The following is a 24,230-nucleotide window of genomic DNA, read 5'->3' on the forward strand; positions in this document are numbered from 1 at the left end:
AACGATAACGCGGTCTTTTTAATCAACACTGCGGGGCAACTGCAACGTCACCCGCAGTCCACCCTCGCGCAAATTCTGCAAACTCACTTCCCCCCCATGGCTATGGGCGATATTGCGCGCGATGCCCAACCCCAGCCCATAACCCTGCTGCTGCCCGGCCAAACGAAAGTGCGGTTCGAACACCTGCTCCAGTCGCTGCTCGGGCACCCCCGGGCCTTCGTCGTCGACGTGCAGGATGAACGCAGCGTCATCGTCGTCGATGTGCAAATGCGCGTTCTGCCCATACTTGAGGGCGTTGTCGATCAGGTTGCCAATACAGCGCTTGAGCGCCAGCGGCTTACCGGGATACGGCGCCAGCGCCCGCCCCTGCTGGGTCACGCGGCCATTGCCATTGGGTGCCAGGTAGGGCTCGACCAGGCAATCGAGCACATGGTTGAGGTCCACCGGCTCGATGTTTTCGTGGATGTCGGTGTCCTTGACGCATTGCAGCGCGCCTTTGACCAACAGCTCCAGCTCATCCAGATCCCGCCCGAACTTGGCTTGCAGTCGCTCATCCTCCAGCAGCTCGACCCGCAGTCGCAGACGAGTGATGGGCGTGCGCAAGTCATGGGAAATAGCACTGAACAACTGGCTGCGCTCAGTCAGGTAGCGGCTGATGCGCGCGCGCATGGCGTTGAAGGCGCGGCCGACTTCGACCACCTCACTGCCGCCGCCCTCGGCCACTGGTTCCACTTCGGCGCCCAGCGACATGTCCCGCGCCGCCCGTGCCAGGCGCTTGAGTGGCCGGCTCTGCCAGTGCACCAACAGACCAATGAACAACAACAGAAACCCACTGGTGAGCACGATGAACCAGACCTGCTGCGAAGGCAGCCCCTGTTCTTCAAGGCTGGTATAGGGCTCGGGCAACAGCGAGGCGATGTACAGCCATTCGCCCTGGGCCAGTTTGATCTGGGTGACCAGCACCGGCGGATTGACCGGTTCCAGGGTCAGCGCGTAGTGCGCCCAGGAACGCGGCAATTCATCGAGTTTCAAACCGCCATTGAAGATCCGCAGATCGTCCGGGCTGACGAATTGCACCGAGATATCGGTGTCCGCACCCAGCGATTGCCGCAGCACCTCATCCACCGCCGCCAGCACCGCTTCTTTGCGCGGGGTCGGCGGTAACAACTGCATTTCCAGCGGTTTGTCGTTGAGCGTCACCACGAAACGGGTGCCGCCCATGCTGCGCAACTGGTCGAGAACCAACGGCCGGTACGCCACCGGCAAAGAGCGAAAGTAACTGACACTGGCAGTCATCGAATGCGCCAGGCTGCGGGCGGCGGTGACCAACCCTTCCAACTGCGTGGCACGCAATTGCGAGACCCAGATCACGCTCGACAGCGTCTGCGCGAACAACACCGCCAGCAGAGTCAACAGCAACATCCGCCCGAGCAGCGAACGCGGCACCGGCATCCGCCGTATCAGGCGCGTGAAGAACTCAGTGACCATTGCTGGCGACCACATTGGCGGCCAGTTGATAGCCGCTGCCGCGCACGGTGCGGATCAAGCGTGGAGGCTTTTCGGTATCGCGCAAACGCTGACGCAAACGACTGACGGCCATGTCGACGATGCGATCCAGCGGCATCAGGTCACGGCCACGGGTGGCATTGCCGATGGTGTCGCGGTCGAGGATTTCCTGCGGGTGATCGAGGAAGAGTTTCAGCAGGGCAAAATCGGCTCCAGAGAGAATCACCTCTTCGCCGTCGGTGTGAAACAGCCGATGGCTGACCATGTCCAGCCGCCATTCATCGAAGGCCAGCACCTCACCCCCGGAACGCTCCTGACCGAACTGCGCACGCCGTAGCAAGGCTTTGATTCGTGCCTGCAACTCACGGGGGCTGAAGGGCTTGCCAAGGTAATCGTCGGCGCCGAGCTCCAGGCCAATGACCCGGTCGGCTTCGTCGGAACTGGCGGTGAGCATGATGATCGGCACCTGGGCCTGACGCGGGTGCTGGCGAATCCAGCGACACAGGCTGAAGCCGTCTTCGTCCGGCAGCATCACATCAAGGATCACCAGATCACTCGGCGCCTCGTTCAGTGCCTGGCGAAAGCCAGCGCCATCGGGCGTGGTCCGCACCTGAAAGCCTGCGCGGCTGAGGTAGGTGTCCAGCAACTCGCGTATCTCTTGATCGTCATCGACCAACAAAATCGACTTGTTGACTGAGCTCACGGGGCGGCGTCCTTGTTGTTAGTGTTGGGGCGGATTATGCCTGATCGTTCATGGATCTATGTTGCCTGTCAGGGCCTCATCGCGAGCAGGCTCGCTCCCACAAGGGTTTGAATGTATGCAATTAACCCTGTGGGAGCGAGCCTGCTCGCGATGAAGTCGACGCGGTCTCAAGCCTGTTCCAGTGCCACACCCGCACCAGTCAATCCGGAATACGGTGCGGTCACCAGCCAGACGGGAATGCCATTGAAGTACTCGCTCATGCACCCCTTGTCAGCAAAACAACGGGCAAAACCACTTTTGAGAAAGAAATCGGCAAACCGCGGAATCACCCCACCGACGATGTACACACCGCCACGTCCACCGGTGGTCAGCACGTTGTTGCCGGCCACCCGACCGAGCCAGCAACAGAACTGCTCGAGCACTTCCAGGGCAATCGGGTCACCAGCAAGGCCTGCGGCGGTGATGGCTTCCGGGGTATCGAGCACAGGTTCATGCCCGTCCACGGCACAGATCGCCCGATAGACACGCGGCAAACCGCTGCCGCTCAACGCTGTTTCGGCGCTGACGTGACCGATCTCGCTGTAGATGTGCTGCCAGAGTTGGGTTTCTCGCGGACTGCTCAGCGGCAAGTCGACATGCCCACCCTCCCCCGGCAATGCGGCCCAACGGCCTTCGCCAAGATCAAGCAAGGTACCGACACCGAGCCCGGTGCCGGGACCGATCACCACCGCCGGGCGCAACGGCTCCGGCGTGCCTTCGCAGACCACCCGAAACTCGCCCGGTTGCAGGCGCGTCATGCCCAGCGCCATGGCCGAGAAATCGTTGACCAGCAACAGCTGATCGACCTGCAAGGTCTGACAAAAGGCCTTGCGACTCAGCCGCCAATGGTTGTTGGTGAAACGAAATTCGTCGCCGCTGACCGGACCGGCCACTGACAGGCACACCGCGCCAATCGAACCGGGCGCCAGGCCGAGGCCGTTCAGGTAGACGCCGATGGCGTCTTCCGGGCAGGCATAGTCGGCTGTCGCCAGCACCTGGATCGACTCCAGCTGCTGGTTTTTCCACAACGCAAAACGCGCATTGGTTCCACCAATGTCACCGACCAGCGCTAGTTTCACTTAAGGGTCTCCAGGGCAGAGGTAAAGGCGCTGGCGCCCTGCTCTGCCGAGCTGAAGGCCATGCGCATGAAGCCAAACAACTCGCGACCGCAGCCAATGCCGTTGTCCAGCAGGCCTTTAGCCGGTGTGCGAGCGGCAAATTCATCGGCATCCACCATAAGCTGCAAGGTGCCGTGGACGCCATCGACGCGGATGATATCGCCCTCTTGCACGCGTGCCAAAGCACCGCCGACATAGGCTTCCGGGCTGACGTGAATGGCCGCCGGGATTTTCCCCGACGCACCGGACATCCGCCCATCAGTGACCAGCGCAACCTTGAAGCCACGGTCCTGCAGTACACCGAGGAACGGCGTCATTTTGTGCAGTTCCGGCATACCGTTGGAGCGCGGGCCCTGGAAGCGCATCACCGCGACAAAGTCCTTCTCCAGCAGACCTGCCTTGAACGCATCGGCCAGGTCTTGCTGATCCTGGAAAACCATTGCCGGCGCTTCAACCACTTGATGTTCCGGCGCCACGGCCGAGACTTTCATCACCCCACGACCGAGGTTGCCTTCCATCACCCGCAGGCCGCCTTCTGGCGAGAATGCACGGGCGACTGGGCGCAGAATGTTTTCATCAAGGCTTTCGATCGGGCCTTCGCGCCATACCAGCTCACCGTTTTCCAGGAACGGTTCCTGGGTGTAGCGACTCAGGCCATGCCCGGCCACGGTGTTGACGTCTTCGTGGAGCAAACCGGCTTCCAGCAGTTCGCGGATCAGGAACGACATACCGCCCGCTGCCTGGAAGTGGTTGATGTCAGCCTTGCCGTTCGGGTAGACGTGGCTCAGGGTCGGCACCACCTCGGAGAGGTCGGCCATGTCCTGCCAGGTCAGTTGAATACCGGCCGCCATGGCGATAGCCGGCATGTGCAAGGTGTGGTTGGTCGAGCCGCCCGTGGCATGTAGCGCAACAATCGAGTTGACCAGCGAACGCTCGTCGACGATTTCGCCGATCGGCATGAAGTTGCCGCTTTGCTTGGTCAGACGGGTGATCTGGTGTGCGGCTTCACGGGTCAGGGCGTCACGCAACGGGGTGTTCGGGTTGACGAAAGAGGCGCCCGGCAAGTGCAGGCCCATGACTTCCATCAGCAACTGGTTGGTGTTGGCGGTACCGTAAAAGGTGCAGGTGCCAGGGCTGTGGTAGGACTTCATTTCCGATTCCAGCAGCTCTTCACGGCTGGCCTTGCCCTCGGCGTAACGCTGACGGACGTCGGCTTTTTCCTTGTTGGAAATCCCCGACACCATCGGTCCGCCCGGAACGAAGATTGTCGGCAGATGACCAAAACGCAGCGCGCCCATCATCAGGCCCGGCACGATCTTGTCGCAGATGCCGAGCATCATCGCCGCATCGAACATGTTGTGGGACAGCGCCACGGCAGTCGACATCGCGATCACTTCGCGGCTGGCAATGCCCAGTTCCATGCCCGGCTCGCCCTGAGTCACACCATCACACATCGCCGGCACACCACCGGCGAACTGGCCGACCGAACCGATCTCGCGCAGCGCGTGTTTGATTTGTTCCGGGTAGTGCTCGTACGGCTGATGCGCCGAGAGCATGTCGTTATATGACGAAACAATCGCCACGTTGGCGGCGTTCATCATCCGCAAGCTTTGCTTGTCTTCGGTGCCGCACCCGGCCACGCCGTGGGCGAAGTTGGCGCATTGCAGCTTGCCGCGCATCGGGCCATCGCTGGCGGCGCCGCGAATCAATGCAAGGTAGGCCTCACGGGTAGCGCGGCTACGGGTGACAAGCCGTTCAGTGACCTCAAGTACGCGGGGATGCATGTGTAGAACTCCAGGCTAACGGATGTGGCGACCTGTTCGTGTCTATGCTGATCAAGAGGCGTCAACGCGTGCAGCGCTGACGGTTTTCTTGACCACTCGGACCAGTTGATTCAGGTCACTCGTTGTAGATAAAACAAAATATTGCCACTAAAAAGGCTTGTTTTCTATTTTTTTGCGAATAATCTTGTAATTCCAACAACAAAACGACGGCGGCGCTTTACAAATGACTCTACGAATCGCAATCAATGGTTTTGGCCGTATTGGCCGTAATGTCCTTCGCGCACTGTATACCCAAGGCTACCGTCAGGATTTGCAGATCGTCGCCATCAACGATTTGGGCGACAGTTCGATGAACGCCCACCTGCTCAAGTACGACACCGTGCACGGCACCTTCGATGCCGACGTGCAGCACGATCAGGAAAGCCTGACCGTCAACGGCGACCGGATTTCGGTCAGCGCGATTCGCAACCCGGCCGAATTGCCGTGGGCTGCCGAGAAGGTTGATGTCGTGTTCGAATGCACCGGTCTGTTCACCGACCGCGCCAAAGCCGCCGCCCATATTAGCGCCGGCGCGCGCAAAGTGATTATCTCGGCCCCGGCCAAAGGCGCCGATGCCACCGTGGTGTACGGGGTCAACCACGATATCCTGCGCCAATCGCACCAGATCATTTCCAACGCTTCGTGCACCACTAACTGCCTGGCCCCGGTGGCTCAGGTGTTGCACCGCGAGCTGGGCATCGAGAGCGGTCTGATGACCACCATCCACGCCTACACCAACGACCAGCACCTCACCGATGTCTACCACGTCGACCCGTACCGCGCGCGTTCGGCCACCCAAAACATGATCCCGAGCAAGACCGGCGCCGCTGAAGCGGTGGGCCTGGTGCTGCCGGAACTGGCCGGCAAGCTGACCGGCATGTCGGTGCGCGTGCCGGTGATCAACGTGTCGCTGGTGGACCTGACCGTGCAGCTGAAACGAGAAGCGAGCGCGGATGAAGTCAACGCACTGCTCAAAGAAGCCAGCCAGCACTCGAAGATCCTCGGCTACAACACCCTGCCGCTGGTTTCCAGCGACTTCAACCACAACCCGCTGTCGTCGATTTTCGATGCCAACCACACCAAGTCCAGCGGCAAGCTGCTCAAGGTGCTGGCCTGGTACGACAACGAATGGGGTTTCTCCAACCGCATGCTCGATAACTGCCTCGCCCTGTGCAACGCCGAATAAGCTAACCCTGCCCCGTCGTAGGCCTGCGATCTTTTGATCTTTTAACCGCTAAAAGATCGCAGCCTGCGGTGAGCATTTTCGCTGGAGCAGTAGTCGATGATCGGTATCAGCTTTACCACCAAAACCATGGCGGCGCGCAAACGCATCGCCCTGGTTGCCCATGACCACTGCAAAGTGTTCTTGCTGGACTGGGCCGAGCGGCAGAAGGACAAGCTCGCACAACACGAGCTTGTGGCCACCGGCACCACCGGGATGCTGTTGAGCAAACGCCTGGGTCTGCCCGTCGAAAGCATGATCAGCGGCCCCTTGGGTGGCGATCAGCAACTCGGCGCGCGAATCGCCGAGCAGCGGGTCGACATGCTGGTGTTCTTCTGGGACCCGTTCGAGCCGCAACCTCACGATCCGGATATCAAGGCGTTGCTGCGGGTCGCGGCGGTCTGGAACATTCCAGTGGCCTGCAATGAATGCAGCGCCGACTACCTGCTCGGCAGCCCGTTGATGGATCAGCCGCACGAGTACCGGATCCCCGATTACCCGGCGTATCTGCAAGGCCGCAAATAATTCTCAGCGGTAGCGCTTGACCTTTCAGGCAGATGATAAGCATTATCATTCGCTTGAAATGGATCAGGTCCTACTGTGAGTCAATCGCGCTTCAATCATGTCTTCCTCGCTCAGCGAGTCTCGCTGCTGCGGACCCTGGAGCGGATGGTCAACAACCACAGCACTGCCGAGGATCTCTTGCAGGAAACCTACCTGCGAGTGGCCCGCGCGTTGAGTGAACGGGCCATCGATCACCTCGAACCTTTCGTGTTTCAAACCGCCCGCAACCTGGCGCTGGACCATCTGCGCGCACGGCGCATTCAGTCCCGCACGATGCTCGAAGACGTTCCGCTGAACGTCGTGCAAAGCATCGCCGCGCCGCTCAGCAGTGCCGAGGACGCCGCCCATGCCGAACAGATGCTCGAACGCTTGAACATCAGCCTCAGCCAACTCACCCCGCGCCAACAACAGATCTTCATCCTCAGCCGCCTGCACGGGCACAGCTATCTGGAGATCGCCGAGCAGCTCAGCGTGTCCTTGAGCACCGTGCAAAAAGACCTGAAGCTGATCATGGCGATCTGCGTCGGTGTCGCTGATCGCTACTAGACGCAGTGGCTTGAAGCTTGCCGCTTGAAGCTTGAAACTGCTCTCCTGCAGCCACAGCCGAGGAACACCCGTGACGGACAGCCCACATTCCCACCCGCCAACCCCGGCGCGGGACCCAGCCAGCAGCACCATGGATCAGGCGCTGGACTGGTTGATCGTGCTGGACAGTCCGAGTGAGCAACAAACCCGCGAATTCCACGACTGGCTCGCCGCCGCCCCGCACAATGCCGAGGCATTCGCCAAGGCCCAGGCGATCTGGAACGGGCCGCAGGTCGCTCAGTGTGCACAGCGTTTGAACACCTCCACGCACAAGGTCTTGCTGCCCGGTCGCCTGCGCCAGCACTGGAAACCGCTGGCCATGGCGGCCGTGCTGATACTCGGGCTGTTCAGTTTCAGCAACCTGCCGATGCGGATTCAGGCAGATCATCTGACCGTGGTCGGCGAGCGTCAGCACCTGCAACTGGAGGACGGTTCAAAAGTCCTGCTCAACACCAACTCGGCGTTTTCCAGCACCATCAACGACCAGCAACGCATCGCCCACCTGTATCAGGGCGAGGCTTATTTCGAGGTCGCGGCCAATCGCGGTCTGCCACTGGAAATCGACGCCGGCCCGGTCACCGCCAGCGTGCGCGACACCACCTTCGCCGTGCGTTATCTGGACGGTATCGCCCAGGTTCGCGTGCAGCGTGGCGATGTCGATTTGCGCTCCAACCGCAACGACGCCCGTGTGCGCCTGAGCGCGGGCGAAAGCATCCGCATCGGCCCCAATGGCTTCGATCAACCGGCCAGACTCGACCCGGCAACCGATCTGGCCTGGGTCCAGGGCCGACTGGTGTTTGAAAACTGCCCATTGAGCCAGGTGCTGGCCGAACTGCGCCGCTACTACCCTGGCTGGATCATCAACAACAACGAGCAGTTGGCCAACGTTGCGGTGACCGGCAATTACCGCCTCGACCAACCGCTGGACGTGGTCCGCTCGCTGGCTCACGTCACCTCGGCCAGGCTTCAGGAATTCCCGGCGCTGGTGATCCTGAACTAAATGAGAATTATTTTTACTCGATAGCGCTTCATCGTTCGTCTCGTTATAGCCAATGCAATTGATTCGCATCTTCGATGTGGATCTGCACCTATACGATTCGTGCGACACGGAGCGCTATCGATGTCCTCTCGCCTTACCCGCCGGTCCTCTTCACCTTCCGCTCGCGTGCAGAACTGCACGTTGTCCTTGCTGACTGCCGCCATCCTGTTGGCCGGTGCCCAGGCCGCGCCAGTGATGGCCGCCACCGCGAGCCAACAGCCAAGTCGCAACATGGGCGATTACACCTTCGCCATCGCCCAACAACCATTAGTGTCGGCACTCAACGCCTTCACCGCCGTCACCGGTTGGCAAGTCGGCTTGCCGGCAGAACTCGCTGAAGGCGTCGCCTCGCCGGGTGTACACGGTGCGCTGACACCGGAAAAAGCCCTCGATCGCCTGTTGGTGGGGACCAACCTGAGCTATCGCAAGCTGAGCAATAACAACATCGTGCTGGAAAAACGCAGCGCCGGCGGCACCCTTGCCCTGCAGCAGATGACCATCAGTGCCACCCGCCAGGAACAAAGCGTCGACAGCGTGCCGAGCACCGTCACCGTGCACACCCGCGAAGAACTGGACCGCAACAACGTCAACACCATCAAGGAACTGGTGCGCTACGAACCGGGTGTTTCGGTTGGCGGCACCGGTACCCGTGGCGGTATCAGCGGCTACAACATTCGCGGCATCGACGGTGACCGGATCCTGACGCAAGTCGATGGCGTCGAGGTGCCCAACGGTTTCTTCAACGGTCCGTACGCCAAGACCCAGCGCAACTACGTCGACCCGGAAATCATCAAACGCGTGGAAATCCTCCGCGGCCCGGCTTCGGTGCTCTACGGCAGCAACGCCATCGGCGGCGCGGTCAGCTACTTCACCCTCGACCCGGACGACATCATCAAGCCGGGCAAAGACGTCGGCGCTCGTCTGAAAACCGGCTACAACTCGTCCGACGACAGCTGGCTGAAATCCGCCACCGTCGCCGGGCGCGCCGAGCAGTTCGACGGCTTGCTGCATTTCAGCCAGCGCGACGGGCATGAAACCGAATCCTTCGGCAGCAACAACGGCACGGGGCTCAATCGCACGGCCGCCAACCCGGAGGACGTACGCACCACCAACGTGCTGGCCAAAGCCGGCTGGAACTATGCCGAGGACGCGCGACTGGGCCTGACCTACGAGAAGTACAAGGACAACCGCGACACCAACCAGAAAAGCGCCGTCGGTGGCCCGTTCAACAATGGCCAGCCAATGGGCATGTACCGCTCGCGCACCGGCAATGACACCATCACCCGCGAACGCTTCGGCCTGGAAAACAATTTCGCCCTCGATTCCTTGCTGGTCGATCACCTCAAGTGGAGTCTGAACTACCAGATCGCCAAGACCGATCAGAGCACCCTGGAAAACTACTTCCCGTTCAGCCGCAACGTGATGCGCAGTCGTGAAACCCTCTATGAAGAAAAGCAGTGGGTATTCGACGCACAACTCGATAAGGCCTTCAACATCGGTGAAACCGACCATTTGCTGACGTACGGCACCACTATCAAGCAAGAGAAAGTCAGCGGCTCGCGCAGCGGTAGCGGAACATGCCTGACGGTGTTCGGCAGTTGCCGAAAAATCGGCGCGATCAGCCCTGCTGACGTGTTGAAGAAATCCAGTGACTTCCCGGACCCGACCATCAACACCTACAGCCTGTTCGCCCAGGATCAGATCAGCTGGGACAAATGGACCTTCCTGCCGGGCGTGCGCTACGACTACACCCAGCTCAAGCCGCACATCACTCAGGAATTCCTCAACACCGTGGCCGCCGACGGCAAAGGCACGGTCAGCGACGAGAATAAGACCTGGCATCGCGTGTCGCCCAAGTTCGGCCTGACCTACGCCCTGACCGACAACTACACCTGGTACGGTCAGTACGCCGAAGGCTTCCGCACCCCGACCGCCAAGGCGCTGTACGGCCGTTTCGAGAACACCACCACCGGCTACCGAGTGGAACCGAACCCGAATCTGGGGCCGGAAAAAAGCCAGAGCTACGAGACCGGCCTGCGCGGCAACTTCGAGTCCGGCCACTTCGATGTGGCGGTGTTCTATAACAAGTACCGCGACTTCATCAACGAAGACGCCGTCACACCGGGCTACAACGAGTTGACGTTCCAGAGCAACAACATCAAACACGCGACCATCAAGGGCGTCGAACTCAAAGGTCGCCTGAACCTCGACACCTTCGGCGCACCGCAAGGTCTCTACACCCAGGGCTCGGTGGCCTATGCCCACGGTCGCAACAACGACACCGGCGAACCGCTCAACGCGGTCAACCCGCTGACTGGCGTATTCGGTCTGGGTTACGACCAGGACAACTACGGCGCCTTGCTCAGCTGGACCCTGGTGCAGAAGAAAAACCTCGTCGACAGCAGCAGCTTCAAGTCGCCGGACGGCGTCAGCAGCCAGTTCAAGACACCGGGCTATGGCGTGGTTGACCTGAGCGGGTTCTACAAAGTGACCGACGACGTGACTGTCAGCGCTGGCGTGTACAACCTGGCCGACAAGAAATACTGGCAGTGGGACAACGTGCGCGGTTACGACAGCGTCGGCGAAGCCGCCGTACTCAGCCCGGCCAACCTCGACCGCCTGACCGAGCCAGGCCGCAATTTCGCGATCAACCTGATCTGGGACATCTGATCCAGACGGGCCTCACTGCGCTTTTCAGATCAAAGCGCAGTGAGGATTTTTTACTCTGTCGCGTCTTCTGGTTCGTCTAGTTACAACGCGCCTTTCATTCTCAAGGACTTCTTCATGACCGCCGCCCAAACCTCTGAACGCCCGAGCCTGCGCTCGCAACGCCTGAACCAGATAACAAACGAGCCGCACAGCAAACTCGACGCACTGGTGAAAGCTCACGCACCCTTCGAAACCCAAGCCAACTTCGCCCGTTTCGTGGTTGCCCAGTACCTGTTTCAGTCGGAACTGGTGTCGCTGTACAACGATGCCGAACTGATCGCCATCGTCCCGGACCTGCCGCAGCGTTGCCGCGCCGAGGCCGCCAAGGCTGATCTGGCCGACCTGGAAACCGACGTTCCGGCCCCGGTGGCCGGCGCCGTGAAAAACCCGAACAAGGCGCAAGCACTGGGCTGGATCTTCGTCTCCGAAGGGTCGAAACTCGGTGCCGCGTTCCTGATCAAGCGTGCCGTTGGCCTGGGCCTGAGCGAAACCTTTGGTGCCCGTCACCTGGGTGAGCCAGCAGGTGGTCGCGCCGAAGGCTGGAAAAGCTTCGTCAAAACCCTCGACGGACTTGAGTTCAGTGCCGAAGAAGAAGCGGCGGTCGAGAAAGGTGCGATTGATGCGTTCAACCGCTTCACCGTCCTGCTGGAACAGGCTTACGCCACCGCACCAGAGCTCGCCTGACGGAACGCAATCCCTGTGGGAGCGAGCCTGCTCGCAATGACGGACTGACATTCAACATGGTTGTTGACTGAAATTCCGCTATCGCGAGCAGGCTCGCTCCCACAGGGGGATTTCATCCGGGCTGACGTTTTTTTGAACTATGATCGTGCTCTCTTCCGGAGGGCCTTCGATGACTGATTTCCTGACGTCCATTCAAGCCGCGCTCGGCTTGCCCGCTACCGCCATCGCTTTCACCTCGAACGGCGCCCTGCCCTCGGCGTTTGCCGTGACGGACCTCGCCAGCGCCAGCATCGCGGCGGCCGGCCAGGCTGCCAGCGAATTGCTGCAGCAACAGACCGGTCGTTTACCGACCCTTGAAGTCGACCGTCGTCTCGCCTCCTTCTGGTTCGCCACCTCGATCCGTCCGATGGGCTGGAGCGTACCACCGCTGTGGGACCCGATCGCGGGCGACTATGCAACCCACGACGGTTGGATTCGCCTGCACACCAACGCCCCTCATCACCGCAGCGCCGCCGAACAGGTGCTGGGACACTGCTTCGATCGCGCGGCGATGGCCGCGAAAGTCGCTCGATGGGCCAAAAGCGATCTGGAACACGCGGTCGTCGAGGCCGGCGGTTGCGCCGCCGAAATGCGCTCATGGCCACAATGGCAGTCCCATCCTCAAGGCTCGGCCGTCAACGCCGAGCCACTGATTCAGTTTTCCGCCGGCGACAGCGAGCGCTCAAACGCCTGGCAAGGCTCGGTCGCGCAACCGCTGGCGGGCATCAAGGTGCTGGACCTGACTCGCGTCCTCGCCGGCCCCGTTGCCAGTCGCTTTCTCGCTGGCTTGGGCGCCGATGTGCTGCGTATCGATCCACCGCAGTGGAACGAACCCGGTGTGGTTCCGGAAGTCACCCTGGGCAAACGTTGCGCCCGCCTGGACCTGCACAACAACAGTGATCGTTTGGTATTTGAAAACCTGCTCAAGGACGCTGACATCCTGCTTCACGGCTACCGCGCCGACGCCCTGGAACGCCTCGGCTACGGCACCGCCGAACGGCAGAAACTCGCTCCCGGGCTAATCGACATTTGCCTGAATGCGTACGGCTGGAGCGGCCCTTGGCAAAACCGCCGTGGCTTCGACAGCCTGGTGCAAATGAGCAGCGGCATCGCCGAGGCGGGGATGGGTTGGAAGCACGCGGACAAACCGACGCCGTTGCCGGTTCAGGCGCTGGACCACGCCACCGGGTATTTGATGGCGGCAAGTGCGATCAAGGCGCTGACTGAGCGGTTGAGGAGCGGATGCGGCAGCTCGGCGCGATTGTCGCTGGCGCGCACGGCGAAGTTGCTGGTTGAACAGGGGCCGGGGACTGATGAACCGTTACGTGCTGAAGAGGCTGGTGATCAGGGCCTACTAATCGAGCAGACGGTCTGGGGCCCGGCGCATCGGTTGCAGGTGCCGCTGAAGATTTCGGGGACACCGTTGCAGTGGGCCATCCCGGCCGGGGAATTGGGTTCCCATCGCGCGCAGTGGTGGTGATTGTGAAGTAGCTATCGCAAGCAGGCTCGCTCCCACATAGGTCTGATGTGGGCACACCATTTGTGATCACCACACATCAAAGGTGGGAGCGAGCCTGCTCGGCCGGGGAATTGGGCTCCCACCGCGCGCAGTGGTGGTGATTGTGAAGTAGCTTTCGCGAGCAAGCCCGCTCCCACATAGGTCTGATGTGGGCACACCATTTGTGATCACCACACATCAAAGGTGGGAGCGAGCCTGCTCGCGATGACGACCGAACAGTCAACGCAACTATCGGATCAACTTCAGTCCGAACGACTCAACGACGTCCAAAGCACCTGCGCTGCATACGCCCGACACGGTCGCCAAGCCTCGGCACGCGCCAGCAATTCACGCGACGTCACCAGCCTACCCTCAAGCGCCGCCAGCGCATTGATCAGCCCCACATCCCCCGACGGAAACGCGTCTGGCTCGCGCAATTGTCGCAAAGCGATGTACTGCGCCGTCCAGTCGCCAATCCCCCACAATGCCAACAATCGCGCAACGCCGCCGTCCCGATTCGATTCAAACAACAAGGGATCATCAAGCAATGCCTGCGCCACGCCAGACAGCGTCCGCCCACGGCTTTTCGGCATTCCCAAGGTTGCCAGATCTGCCGCCGCCAACACTGCCGCTTCAGGAAACACATGAGTCAACCCAGACAACGGCGAAGACAACGCTTCGCCATACTGCGCAACCAGCTTGCCCGCCAGCTTGATCGCCGCACTCACCGTGATCTGCTGCCCCAACACCGCGCGAATCGCCAGTTCCAGCCCGTCCCACGCCCCCGGCACCCGTAGACCGGGACGCTCGGCAATCAACCTTGCCATCAACGGATCAACCGCCAGTTGCTGATGGATGCACGGCAGATCCGCGTCCAGATCGAACATCCGCCGCAATCGCGCAACGATCGCCGGCACGGCGGATGCCTCAGGAAAATCCAGTCTCACTTCAAGCGCATCACCGACTGCAGGCGTAATCGAAAACGTACCGTGCGCACCGTTCAGGCTGATGCTGCGCGAATACACGCCATCGACCACGCTCTCCAACCCGGTAATCGCCCGCGCCGACAAGAAGCCGAGCATCGCTGGCCAGTCATACGGCGGCTGATAGTCGAGCAACACCTTCACAGCGACATCCTTATCTCTCATCTCAAATCGACTGTTTGTCATGTTTTGAAACCATAACAAATGTTAATTCCATTAAATATGCAACGTGGCATGACGTTAATCAGATAACGGCAAAAAATAGCGCTTATTTAGAACTTCCTCACCTATGCCACACAGGCATTTTGCCAGTTTTGTGCGTTATCCCAGACAAATCAATTCTGTACTGAAAACAGATGCACAAAATTTGCACATTCTGAAAAGCCAACTAGCTTCATGTCTCGCAACAATCAGGATCCATCCCTGTTTTATTTATGCCGATGCCTCTGGAGCAGGCCTGTAGCGGCACATACGCGCAATTTATGAAGTATTCACACGTCATCAATCAACAATGGAATGTGACCACGAACTGATCCAGATCAGTTGTTCTATCAGCGAGCGGATTTATTCTGTGGTCTCTCTTCTCCGGCAATGGAGTCATGCAATGTCTGAATCTCCCGGAAAACTACGACTCGGCGCGTTAGTCGCTCTGGTAGTGGGGTCCATGATTGGTGGCGGAATATTTTCTTTGCCGCAAAACATGGCCGCCAGTGCCGACGTCGGGGCTGTCTTGATTGGTTGGGCCATCACCGCCGTCGGCATGTTGACCCTGGCGTTTGTCTTCCAGACCCTCGCCAACCGCAAGCCTGACCTCGATGGCGGTGTCTACGCCTACGCCAAGGCCGGTTTCGGCGACTACATGGGTTTTTCGTCCGCCTGGGGTTACTGGATCAGCGCCTGGCTGGGTAACGTCGGCTACTTCGTTCTGCTGTTCAGCACCTTGGGTTACTTCTTCCCGATCTTCGGCGAAGGCAACACCGTGGCTGCGGTGATCGGTGCTTCGGTGCTGCTGTGGGCCGTGCACTTTCTGGTGCTGCGCGGGATCAAGGAAGCGGCGTTCATCAACCTGGTGACCACCGTCGCCAAGATCGTGCCATTGCTGCTGTTCGTCTTGATCGCGATCTTCGCCTTCAAACTGGAGATCTTCACCGCCGACATCTGGGGCATCAAAAACCCTGACCTGGGCAGCGTGATGAACCAGGTGCGCAACATGATGCTGGTCACCGTCTGGGTGTTCATCGGCATCGAAGGCGCGAGCATCTTCTCGGCCCGAGCCGAAAAACGCTCGGATGTCGGTAAAGCCACCGTGATCGGCTTCATCACCGTGCTGCTGTTCCTGGTGCTGGTGAACGTGCTGTCGCTGGGCATCATGACTCAACCAGCGTTGGCCAAGCTGCAGAACCCGTCGATGGCTGCCGTGCTGGAGCATGTAGTCGGTCACTGGGGCGCGGTGCTGATCAGCGTCGGCCTGATCATTTCCCTGCTCGGTGCGCTGCTGTCGTGGGTGCTGCTGTGTGCGGAGATCATGTTCGCCGCCGCCAAGGACCACACCATGCCGGAGTTCTTGCGCAAGGAGAACGCCAACCATGTGCCGGTCAACGCCCTGTGGCTGACCAACGCGATGGTCCAGGTGTTCCTGATCATCACCCTGTTCTCGGCCAGCACTTACCTGTCGCTGATCTACCTCGCCACCTCGATGATTCTGGTGCCTTACCTGTGGTCGGCGGCCTATGCGCTGCTGTTGGCGGTACGCGGCGAGAGCTACGAAAACGCCCTGGCCGAACGCAAGAAAGACCTGATCATCGGCGGTATCGCGCTGATCTACGCGATCTGGCTGCTGTATGCCGGCGGCATCAAATACCTGCTGCTGTCCGCCCTGCTCTATGCCCCCGGCGCGATCCTGTTCGCCAAGGCCAAGCGCGAGTTGGGCAAACCGGTTTTCACCAACGTCGAGAAGCTGATTTTCACCGCAGTAGTCATTGGCGCCCTGGTGGCGGCCTATGGGCTCTACGACGGCTTCCTGACCCTGTAGCACCCGCTTGTAACACTCGACCGTTTTGTTATCTGGAGGATCTGTAATGACCACGGAAAAAGTTAAGTACGGCGTACATTCCGAAGCCGGCAAACTGCGCAAAGTCATGGTTTGCTCCCCCGGCCTGGCTCACCAGCGGCTGACCCCGAACAACTGCGACGAACTGCTTTTCGATGATGTGCTGTGGGTTGCCCAGGCCAAGCGCGACCATTTCGACTTCGTCACCAAGATGCGTGAGCGCGATATCGATGTGCTGGAAATGCACAACCTGCTGACCGACATCGTCGCCAACCCAGAAGCCCTGGACTGGATTCTGGAGCGCAAGATCACCGCCAATCAGGTCGGCCTCGGTCTGGTCAACGAAGTCAGCTCCTGGCTGCGCAGCCTGGAACCGCGCAAGGTCGCCGAGTTCCTGATTGGCGGTGTGTCGGCCGATGACCTGCCAAGCAGCTTCGGTGGCAAGACCATCGAAATGTTCCGCGATTTCCTCGGCCACTCCAGCTTCATTCTTCCGCCGCTGCCAAACACCCAGTTCACCCGCGACACCACGTGCTGGATCTATGGCGGCGTCACGCTGAACCCGATGTACTGGCCGGCGCGCCGTCAGGAAACCCTGCTGGCCAGCGCCATCTACAAATTCCACCCGGAGTTCACCAATGCCGACTTCCAGGTCTGGTACGGCGACCCGGATCAGCAGCACGGCAACGCCACGCTGGAAGGCGGCGACGTGATGCCGATCGGTAACGGCGTAGTGTTGATCGGCATGGGCGAACGCTCGTCCCGTCAGGCCATCGGCCAGTTGGCACTGAACCTGTTCAAGCACAAAGCGGTCGAGCGGGTGATCGTTGCCGGCCTGCCGAAATCCCGCGCGGCGATGCACCTGGACACCGTGTTCAGCTTCTGCGACCGCGACCTGGTGACGATTTTCCCGGAAGTGGTGAACCAGATTGTCGCCTTCACCCTGCGCCCTGACGAAAGCAAACCGGGCGGCATCGATATCCGTCGCGAAGAAACCAGCTTCCTCGACACCGTGGCCGCCGCACTCAACCTCAAGGCCCTGCGCGTCGTCGAAACCGGCGGCAACAGCTTCGCCGCCGAACGCGAACAGTGGGACGACGGCAACAACGTGGTTGCCGTGGAGCCCGGCGTGGTGATCGGTTACGACCGCAACACCTACACCAACACCCTGCTGCGCAAGGCCGGTATCGAGGTCATCACCATCAGCGCCGGCGAACTCGGTCGCGGTCGTGGCGGCGGCCACTGCATGACCTGCCCGATCATCCGCGACCCAATCGACTATTAACTTTCAAACCTTGGCCGAGGCTTACAGAGTCCGACCAAGGGGATAACCGAAACCAAAGGAGATCCACATCATGGCTTTTAACATGCGCAACCGTAGCCTGCTCTCGTTGATGCACCACACCAATCGCGAGTTGCACTACCTGCTGGACCTGTCCCGCGACCTGAAACGCGCCAAGTACACCGGCACCGAACAGCCGCACCTCAAAGGCAAGAACATCGCGTTGATCTTCGAAAAAACCTCGACCCGCACCCGTTGCGCCTTCGAAGTCGCGGCCCATGACCAGGGTGCTCACGTCACCTACATCGACCCGGTGTCATCGCAAATCGGCCACAAGGAAAGCATGAAAGACACCGCCCGCGTTCTCGGTCGGATGTTCGATGCGATCGAGTACCGTGGCTTCGAACAGGAAATCGTCGAAGAGCTGGCCAAGTTCGCTGGCGTGCCGGTGTTCAACGGCCTGACCGCCGAGTTCCACCCGACCCAAATGATCGCCGACACCCTGACCATGCGCGAACACAGCGACAAGCCGCTGCATGACATCAGCTACGCCTACCTCGGTGACGCCCGCTACAACATGGGCAACTCGCTGCTGATGATCGGCGCCAAACTCGGCATGGACGTGCGCATCGGCGCACCGAAAGCGCTGTGGCCACATCAGGACTTCATCGATCAGTGCCAAGCCTTCGCCATCGATAGCGGTGCCCGTATCACCATCACCGAAGACCCAAAAGAAGCGGTCAAGGGCGTGGACTTCATCCACACCGACATCTGGGTGTCGATGGGTGAACCGGTCGAAGCCTGGGACGAGCGTATCGAGCAACTAATGCCGTACCAGGTCAACGCCAAAATGATGAAAGCCTCGGGCAACCCCCGGGTGAAATTCATGCACTGCCTGCCGGCGTTCCACAACAGTGAAACCAAGGTCGGCAAGGACATCGCGGCGCGTTATCCGAACCTGGCCAACGGCGTTGAAGTGACCGAGGAAGTCTTCGAGTCGCCCGCCAACATCGCCTTCGAGCAAGCGGAAAACCGCATGCATACCATCAAGGCGATCCTGGTCTCGGCGCTGGCTGATATCTAACGACCAACACGGTTCGCTCTTTGTGCAGATCGTTCCCACGCTCTGCGTGGGAATGCCGCCATGGACGCTCTGCGTCCACTGTGACGCAGAGCGTCACGAGATGCATTCCCACGGGGACCGTGGGAACGATCATCACTGACCTATAGAAGGACTGCATTATGCGTATCGTCGTTGCACTGGGCGGTAACGCCCTGCTCCGCCGTGGTGAACCCATGACCGCGGACAATCAACGCGCCAACATCCGGATCGCCACCGAACAGATCGCCAAAATCCACCCCGGCAATCAACTGGTGATCGCTCACGGCAATGGCCCGCAAGTCGGTCTGCTGTCGCTGCAAGCGGCGGCCTACACCCAGGTTTCCCCTTACCCGCTGGACGTGCTCGGTGCCGAAACCGAAGGCATGATTGGCTATATCATCGAACAGGAACTGGGCAACCTGCTGGACTTCGAAGTGCCGTTCGCAACCCTGCTGACCCAGGTTGAAGTCGACGCCAGGGACCCGGCGTTCCAGAACCCGAGCAAACCCATCGGCCCGGTCTACTCCAAGGCCGAAGCCGAAGCCCTGGCCGCTGAAAAAGGCTGGGCGATTGCCCCGGACGGTGACAAGTTCCGCCGCGTGGTGGCCAGTCCGAAACCCAAGCGCATCTTCGAAATCCGCCCGATCAAGTGGCTGCTGGACAAAGGCAGCATCGTGATCTGCGCGGGCGGTGGCGGCATTCCGACGATGTACGACGAGAACCGCAAGCTCAAGGGCGTGGAAGCGGTGATCGACAAGGACCTGTGCTCGGCGCTGCTGGCCGAACAGCTTGAAAGTGACTTGCTGGTGATCGCCACCGACGTCAACGCCGCGTTTATCGATTTCGGCAAGCCAACCCAGAAAGCCATCGCCCAGGCCCACCCGGACGACATCGAAAAACTCGGCTTCGCCGCCGGCTCCATGGGCCCGAAAGTCCAGGCGGCCTGCGAGTTCGCCCGCAACACTGGCAAAGTCGCGGTGATCGGTTCACTCTCGGACATCGAATCCATCGTCCAGGGCAAGGCCGGCACCCGTATCAGCACGGCTAAACCTGGTATCGCCTACCGATAAAAAACAGCCGGGGCAGACCTCATTCCTGCCCCGCTTCAATGCCTTTGAAGGAGACGCCCATGGCCACATTCGAGCCCGGTCACTTGCACATAGAGCGCCACGCGCTGAACAAGGACGACTTCAGCTACAACCTGTGCATTGACTATGAGGTCGCAACAGATCCCAAGGAAGGCACAGGCATGCTCTTCAAGCTGCATGGCTCGGTCGAAGGCAAGGACCTGAATGAAGAATTCTTCCTGCCCAAGGACCAGGCCTTCGACTTTGCCCGACACGCCACGCGCATCGCACAGAAATACGGCATGCCTAAAACCGCCAGCATCGGCTCGCTGCACAAGTATTACGACGAGATGTTCGAAGACGTACGCGCGCAACTGCACGTTAAATCCGGGGACCCGGTGAAGCCTGAACATCTGGAATAACCCCACTCACCCTGTGGGAGCGAGCTTGCTCGCGATGACGGATTGACATTCACCATGGATGTCGACTGAAAGACCGCTATCGCGAGCAAGCTCGCTCCCACATTGGTTCAGTGTTGACGTGAAGTCCTGCGCAGGATTTCACCATTAGCCCGCCCCAAGGCATACTTGCCACCCTCCGTACTCCAGAACACTGAACCGCCCCATGCGTATCCACGTCAGCTTCATCGACCGCGTCGGCATCACCCAGGAAGTCCTGGCCTTGCTCGGTGGGCGCAATCTCAATCTGGATGCGGTGGAAATGGTTCCGCCGAACGTTTACATCGATGCGCCGACCCTCAGCCCGCAAGTGCTTGAAGAACTGCGCGATGCGCTGTTCAGTGTGCGTGGCGTGCAGGCGGTGACGGTGGTCGACATCCTTCCCGGTCAGCGTCGGCACCTGCAACTCGACGCGCTGCTGGCGGCGATGACCGACCCGGTGCTGGCGCTCGATAGCGCCGGCAACGTGTTGCTGGCCAACCCGGCACTGATCGCCCTGTACGGCCGTGAACCGGCCGGGGAAAGCGTCGCCGAGCTGTTCACTGATCCCACGCTGCTGGAAACGCTGCTGGAACACGGCTTCCGTCTGCCGTTACGCGAGATCACCGTCAACGGCCAGACCTTGCTGCTGGACGCCACGCCCATCACCGATGCCGGCGCCCTGCTGACCTTGTATCAACCCAATCGCATCGGTGAACAACTGTCGGCGTTGCACCACGATCACGCCGAAGGTTTCGATGCATTGCTCGGTGAGTCCCCGGCGATTCGCACCCTCAAGGCGCGTGCGCAACGCGTGGCGGCGCTCGATGCGCCGCTGCTGATCCAGGGTGAAACCGGCACCGGTAAGGAACTGGTGGCCCGTGCCTGCCATGCGATCAGCGCCCGGCACAGCGCGCCTTTTCTGGCGTTGAACTGCGCGGCGTTGCCGGAGAACCTCGCCGAAAGCGAGCTGTTCGGTTACGCCCCCGGCGCCTTCACCGGCGCCCAGCGTGGCGGCAAGCCAGGCCTGATGGAACTGGCCAACCAGGGCACGGTATTTCTCGACGAGATCGGCGAAATGTCGCCGTACTTGCAGGCCAAATTGCTGCGGTTCCTCAACGATGGCAGCTTCCGCCGCGTGGGTGGCGATCGTGAGGTCAAGGTCAACGTGCGGATCCTCAGCGCGACCCACCGTGACCTGGAAAAAATGGTCAGCGAAGGCGCATTCCGCGAGGATCTGTTCTACCGCCTCAACGTGCTCAACGTCGAAGTCCCACCGCTGCGCGAGCGCGGTCAGGACATTCTGCTGCTGGCGCGCTACTTCATGCAGCAGGCCTGCGCGCAGATCCAGCGCCCGGTTTGTCGCCTCGCTCCTGGAACCTATCCAGCCCTGCTCGGCAACCGCTGGCCGGGCAACGTGCGGCAACTGCAGAACGTGATCTTCCGCGCCGCGGCCATTTGCGAAAGCAGCCTGGTGGACATCGGCGACCTGGACATCGCCGGCACATCCGTGGCGCGCCAAAGCGACACCGAAGTCGACAGCCTTGAACAGGCCGTGGAAGCGTTCGAGAAAACCCTGCTGGAAAAACTCTACGTCAACTACCCCTCGACCCGCCAACTGGCCAGCCGCCTGCAAACCTCCCACACCGCCATTGCCCATCGATTGCGCAAGTACGGGATTCCGGGCAAGCCCTGAAATCGCCATCGCGAGCAAGCTCGCTCCCACACTGGTTTGTGCCGGTCACAAATCATTTGATCACAGGAGATCCCTGTGGGAGCGAGCTTGCTCGCGATGAGGCCCGCTGCTACACCATCAAACTCCGCAGTCGCGTCAAAAACGACCTCCATCTGTACTGAATGCGCTACAGCGGAACGATTTCGCTACACCCTCGATTAAACTACGCTACGCAAGGCTTTGATCCCCATAGGCTTTTTTCCACGCCTCAAGCTGTAGTGATTTCGCTACAGCCAGGTTTTTCGTTTCGTTTAAAATAAACCTTAACCTATTGATTTGTAACAAATAAAAAACTTTGGCCGCGTTCTTGCTTTGCATCTAACCATTCAGCTCTGCCCTGCACGAGCATTCAATCGCGTCCACCAGACGAGTCTGGCCCCTGAGGAGTTTCCATGAGCGAGTTGCGTTTTACTGAAGATCACGAATGGCTGCGCACCGAAGCTGACGGCACTGTCACTGTCGGCATCACCGCTTTCGCACAGAACGCCTTGGGCGACGTGGTTTTCGTACAACTGCCTGAGCTGCAGTCCTACGACAAAGGCGCTGAAGCTGCCACCGTGGAATCGGTAAAAGCCGCCAGCGGCGTGTACATGCCACTGGACGGTGACGTACTGGAAGTCAACCCGGCGCTGGACAGCAGCCCTGAACTGGTCAACGAAGATCCGCTGGGTGAAGGCTGGTTCTTCCGCTTCAAACCTACCGACGCCTCGGCTGTCGCCAAACTGCTGGATCAAGACGCTTACGACCGTCTGATCAAAGCCAACGCCGAAGCCTGAGGAGCCGCCATGACTATCAATCTAAGCACCGCCAACGAATTCATCGCGCGCCACATCGGCCCGCGCGCAGGCGATGAGCAAGCCATGCTCAACAGCCTCGGTTTTGACTCGCTGGAAGCCCTGAGCGCCAGCGTCATCCCCGACAGCATCAAAGGCACCAGCGTCCTCGACCTGGGCGACGGCCTCAGCGAAGCCGAGGCCCTGGCCTCGATCAAAGCCATTGCCGCGAAGAACCAGCTGTTCAAGACCTACATCGGCCAGGGCTACTACGGCACCCACACACCGTCGCCGATCCTGCGCAACCTGCTGGAAAACCCGGCCTGGTACACCGCGTACACCCCGTACCAGCCAGAAATCTCCCAGGGTCGCCTGGAAGCGCTACTGAACTTCCAGACCCTGATCAGCGACCTGACCGGCCTGCCGATCGCCAACGCATCCTTGCTCGACGAAGCCACCGCCGCTGCCGAAGCGATGACCTTCTGCAAACGCCTGAGCAAGAACAAGGGCAGCCACGCCTTCTTCGCCTCGATCCACAGCCACCCGCAAACCCTCGACGTGCTGCGCACCCGTGCCGAGCCGTTGGGCATTGACGTGGTGGTCGGTGACGAACGCGAACTGAGCGATGTCAGCGCGTTCTTCGGCGCTCTGCTGCAATACCCGGCCAGCAACGGCGACCTGTTCGACTACCGCGAACTGACCGAACGGTTCCACGCCGCCAACGCGCTGGTCGCGGTCGCCGCTGACCTGCTGGCCCTGACCGTGCTGACCCCGCCGGGCGAGTTCGGTGCCGACGTCGCCATCGGCAGCGCGCAACGCTTCGGCGTGCCGCTGGGCTTCGGTGGCCCGCACGCGGCCTACTTTTCCACCAAGGATGCGTTCAAGCGCGACATGCCGGGCCGTCTGGTCGGTGTCTCGGTGGACCGTTTCGGCAAGCCGGCGCTGCGCCTGGCCATGCAGACCCGCGAGCAACATATCCGCCGCGAGAAAGCCACCAGCAACATCTGCACCGCCCAAGTGCTGCTGGCCAACATCGCCAGCATGTACGCCGTGTATCACGGCCCTAAAGGCCTGAAGCAGATCGCCAACCGCATCCATCACCTGACCGCGATCCTCGCCAAAGGCTTGAGCGCACTGGGCTTGAAAGTCGAGCAAGAACACTTCTTCGACACCCTGACCCTGGCCACCGGCGCCAACACCGCCGCTCTGCACGACAAGGCTCGTGCTCAGCGCATCAACCTGCGTGTCGTCGATGGCGAGCGTCTGGGTCTG

The 24,230-nt window shown here is 60.5% G+C and carries 20 protein-coding genes; 15 read left to right on the plus strand and 5 right to left on the minus strand.

Going from position 1 to position 24,230, the window contains the following annotated elements; genetic code table 11:
• Positions 1–18 precede the first annotated feature (18 nt).
• The 4 genes from AC1RKH_RS21885 to edd form a co-directional block, all read right to left on the minus strand.
• The gene (locus AC1RKH_RS21885; protein WP_493063181.1) at positions 19–1,446 is read right to left on the minus strand and encodes an ATP-binding protein; all 1,428 of its coding nucleotides are present in this window, start codon (positions 1,444–1,446) and stop codon (positions 19–21) included.
• Positions 1,447–1,477: 31 nt separating this feature from the next.
• Entirely contained in the window at positions 1,478–2,209 is a 732-nt protein-coding gene (locus AC1RKH_RS21890; RefSeq protein ID WP_019693222.1) for a response regulator, read from the minus strand.
• Positions 2,210–2,376: 167 nt separating this feature from the next.
• On the minus strand, positions 2,377–3,327 hold the full coding sequence (locus tag AC1RKH_RS21895; protein WP_493063163.1) for a glucokinase: 951 nt from the start codon (positions 3,325–3,327) through the stop codon (positions 2,377–2,379).
• Positions 3,324–5,150, minus strand: coding sequence for a phosphogluconate dehydratase (gene edd, locus AC1RKH_RS21900; protein ID WP_493063164.1), 1,827 nt, complete (start codon positions 5,148–5,150; stop codon positions 3,324–3,326). Before edd ends, AC1RKH_RS21895 begins: the two co-directional genes overlap by 4 nt.
• A 223-nt stretch (positions 5,151–5,373) precedes the next feature.
• Here edd and gap point away from each other — a divergent pair, with 223 nt between their 5' ends.
• The 7 genes from gap to AC1RKH_RS21935 all read left to right on the plus strand — a co-directional run bounded on the left by gap (position 5,374) and on the right by AC1RKH_RS21935 (position 13,511).
• The gene (gene gap, locus AC1RKH_RS21905; RefSeq protein ID WP_123426686.1) at positions 5,374–6,375 is read left to right on the plus strand and encodes a type I glyceraldehyde-3-phosphate dehydrogenase; all 1,002 of its coding nucleotides are present in this window, start codon (positions 5,374–5,376) and stop codon (positions 6,373–6,375) included.
• Between the two features lie 96 nt (positions 6,376–6,471).
• Positions 6,472–6,936, plus strand: coding sequence for a methylglyoxal synthase (locus AC1RKH_RS21910; protein WP_493063165.1), 465 nt, complete (start codon positions 6,472–6,474; stop codon positions 6,934–6,936).
• Between the two features lie 75 nt (positions 6,937–7,011).
• Positions 7,012–7,521 carry an RNA polymerase sigma factor gene (locus AC1RKH_RS21915; protein ID WP_493063166.1) on the plus strand — a complete coding sequence of 170 codons (510 nt, stop codon included), beginning with the start codon at positions 7,012–7,014 and terminating at the stop codon, positions 7,519–7,521.
• A gap of 70 nt (positions 7,522–7,591) precedes the next feature.
• Positions 7,592–8,560: a FecR family protein gene (locus AC1RKH_RS21920; protein ID WP_493063167.1), complete on the plus strand. Its 969-nt coding sequence runs from the start codon at positions 7,592–7,594 to the stop codon at positions 8,558–8,560.
• A gap of 120 nt (positions 8,561–8,680) precedes the next feature.
• Positions 8,681–11,269: a TonB-dependent receptor gene (locus AC1RKH_RS21925; protein ID WP_493063168.1), complete on the plus strand. Its 2,589-nt coding sequence runs from the start codon at positions 8,681–8,683 to the stop codon at positions 11,267–11,269.
• A 114-nt stretch (positions 11,270–11,383) separates the two neighbouring features.
• Positions 11,384–11,992, plus strand: a complete 609-nt coding sequence (locus AC1RKH_RS21930) for a biliverdin-producing heme oxygenase (protein WP_493063169.1) — start codon at positions 11,384–11,386, stop codon at positions 11,990–11,992.
• A 169-nt stretch (positions 11,993–12,161) separates the two neighbouring features.
• Positions 12,162–13,511 carry a CoA transferase gene (locus AC1RKH_RS21935; protein ID WP_493063170.1) on the plus strand — a complete coding sequence of 450 codons (1,350 nt, stop codon included), beginning with the start codon at positions 12,162–12,164 and terminating at the stop codon, positions 13,509–13,511.
• Positions 13,512–13,792: 281 nt separating this feature from the next.
• Here the strand turns inward: AC1RKH_RS21935 and AC1RKH_RS21940 are convergent, their stop codons facing one another.
• Positions 13,793–14,656, minus strand: coding sequence for a DNA-3-methyladenine glycosylase family protein (locus AC1RKH_RS21940; RefSeq protein WP_493063171.1), 864 nt, complete (start codon positions 14,654–14,656; stop codon positions 13,793–13,795).
• A gap of 460 nt (positions 14,657–15,116) precedes the next feature.
• Between AC1RKH_RS21940 and arcD the strand changes: the two genes are divergently transcribed.
• The 8 genes from arcD to AC1RKH_RS21980 form a co-directional block, all read left to right on the plus strand.
• Complete coding sequence (arcD, locus tag AC1RKH_RS21945; RefSeq protein WP_123426677.1) at positions 15,117–16,544, plus strand: arginine-ornithine antiporter; 1,428 nt, start codon at positions 15,117–15,119, stop codon at positions 16,542–16,544.
• Between the two features lie 46 nt (positions 16,545–16,590).
• Positions 16,591–17,847 (plus strand): arginine deiminase, encoded by a 1,257-nt coding sequence (gene arcA, locus AC1RKH_RS21950; protein ID WP_123426676.1) that lies wholly within the window; start codon positions 16,591–16,593, stop codon positions 17,845–17,847.
• 70 nt (positions 17,848–17,917) lie between these two features.
• Positions 17,918–18,928: an ornithine carbamoyltransferase gene (locus AC1RKH_RS21955; RefSeq protein ID WP_493063172.1), complete on the plus strand. Its 1,011-nt coding sequence runs from the start codon at positions 17,918–17,920 to the stop codon at positions 18,926–18,928.
• 158 nt (positions 18,929–19,086) lie between these two features.
• The gene (arcC, locus tag AC1RKH_RS21960) at positions 19,087–20,016 is read left to right on the plus strand and encodes a carbamate kinase (protein ID WP_493063173.1); all 930 of its coding nucleotides are present in this window, start codon (positions 19,087–19,089) and stop codon (positions 20,014–20,016) included.
• A 59-nt stretch (positions 20,017–20,075) separates the two neighbouring features.
• Entirely contained in the window at positions 20,076–20,435 is a 360-nt protein-coding gene (locus tag AC1RKH_RS21965; protein WP_123426674.1) for a DUF5064 family protein, read from the plus strand.
• Positions 20,436–20,637: 202 nt separating this feature from the next.
• Complete coding sequence (gene gcsR, locus AC1RKH_RS21970; protein ID WP_493063174.1) at positions 20,638–22,146, plus strand: transcriptional regulator GcsR; 1,509 nt, start codon at positions 20,638–20,640, stop codon at positions 22,144–22,146.
• 431 nt (positions 22,147–22,577) lie between these two features.
• The gene (gene gcvH, locus AC1RKH_RS21975; RefSeq protein WP_493063175.1) at positions 22,578–22,961 is read left to right on the plus strand and encodes a glycine cleavage system protein GcvH; all 384 of its coding nucleotides are present in this window, start codon (positions 22,578–22,580) and stop codon (positions 22,959–22,961) included.
• 9 nt (positions 22,962–22,970) lie between these two features.
• A partial coding sequence (locus AC1RKH_RS21980; RefSeq protein ID WP_493063176.1) for a glycine dehydrogenase occupies positions 22,971–24,230 on the plus strand: 1,260 nt, incomplete at its 3' end.

The organism is Pseudomonas sp. GW822-FHT06B12 (assembly GCF_058799675.1).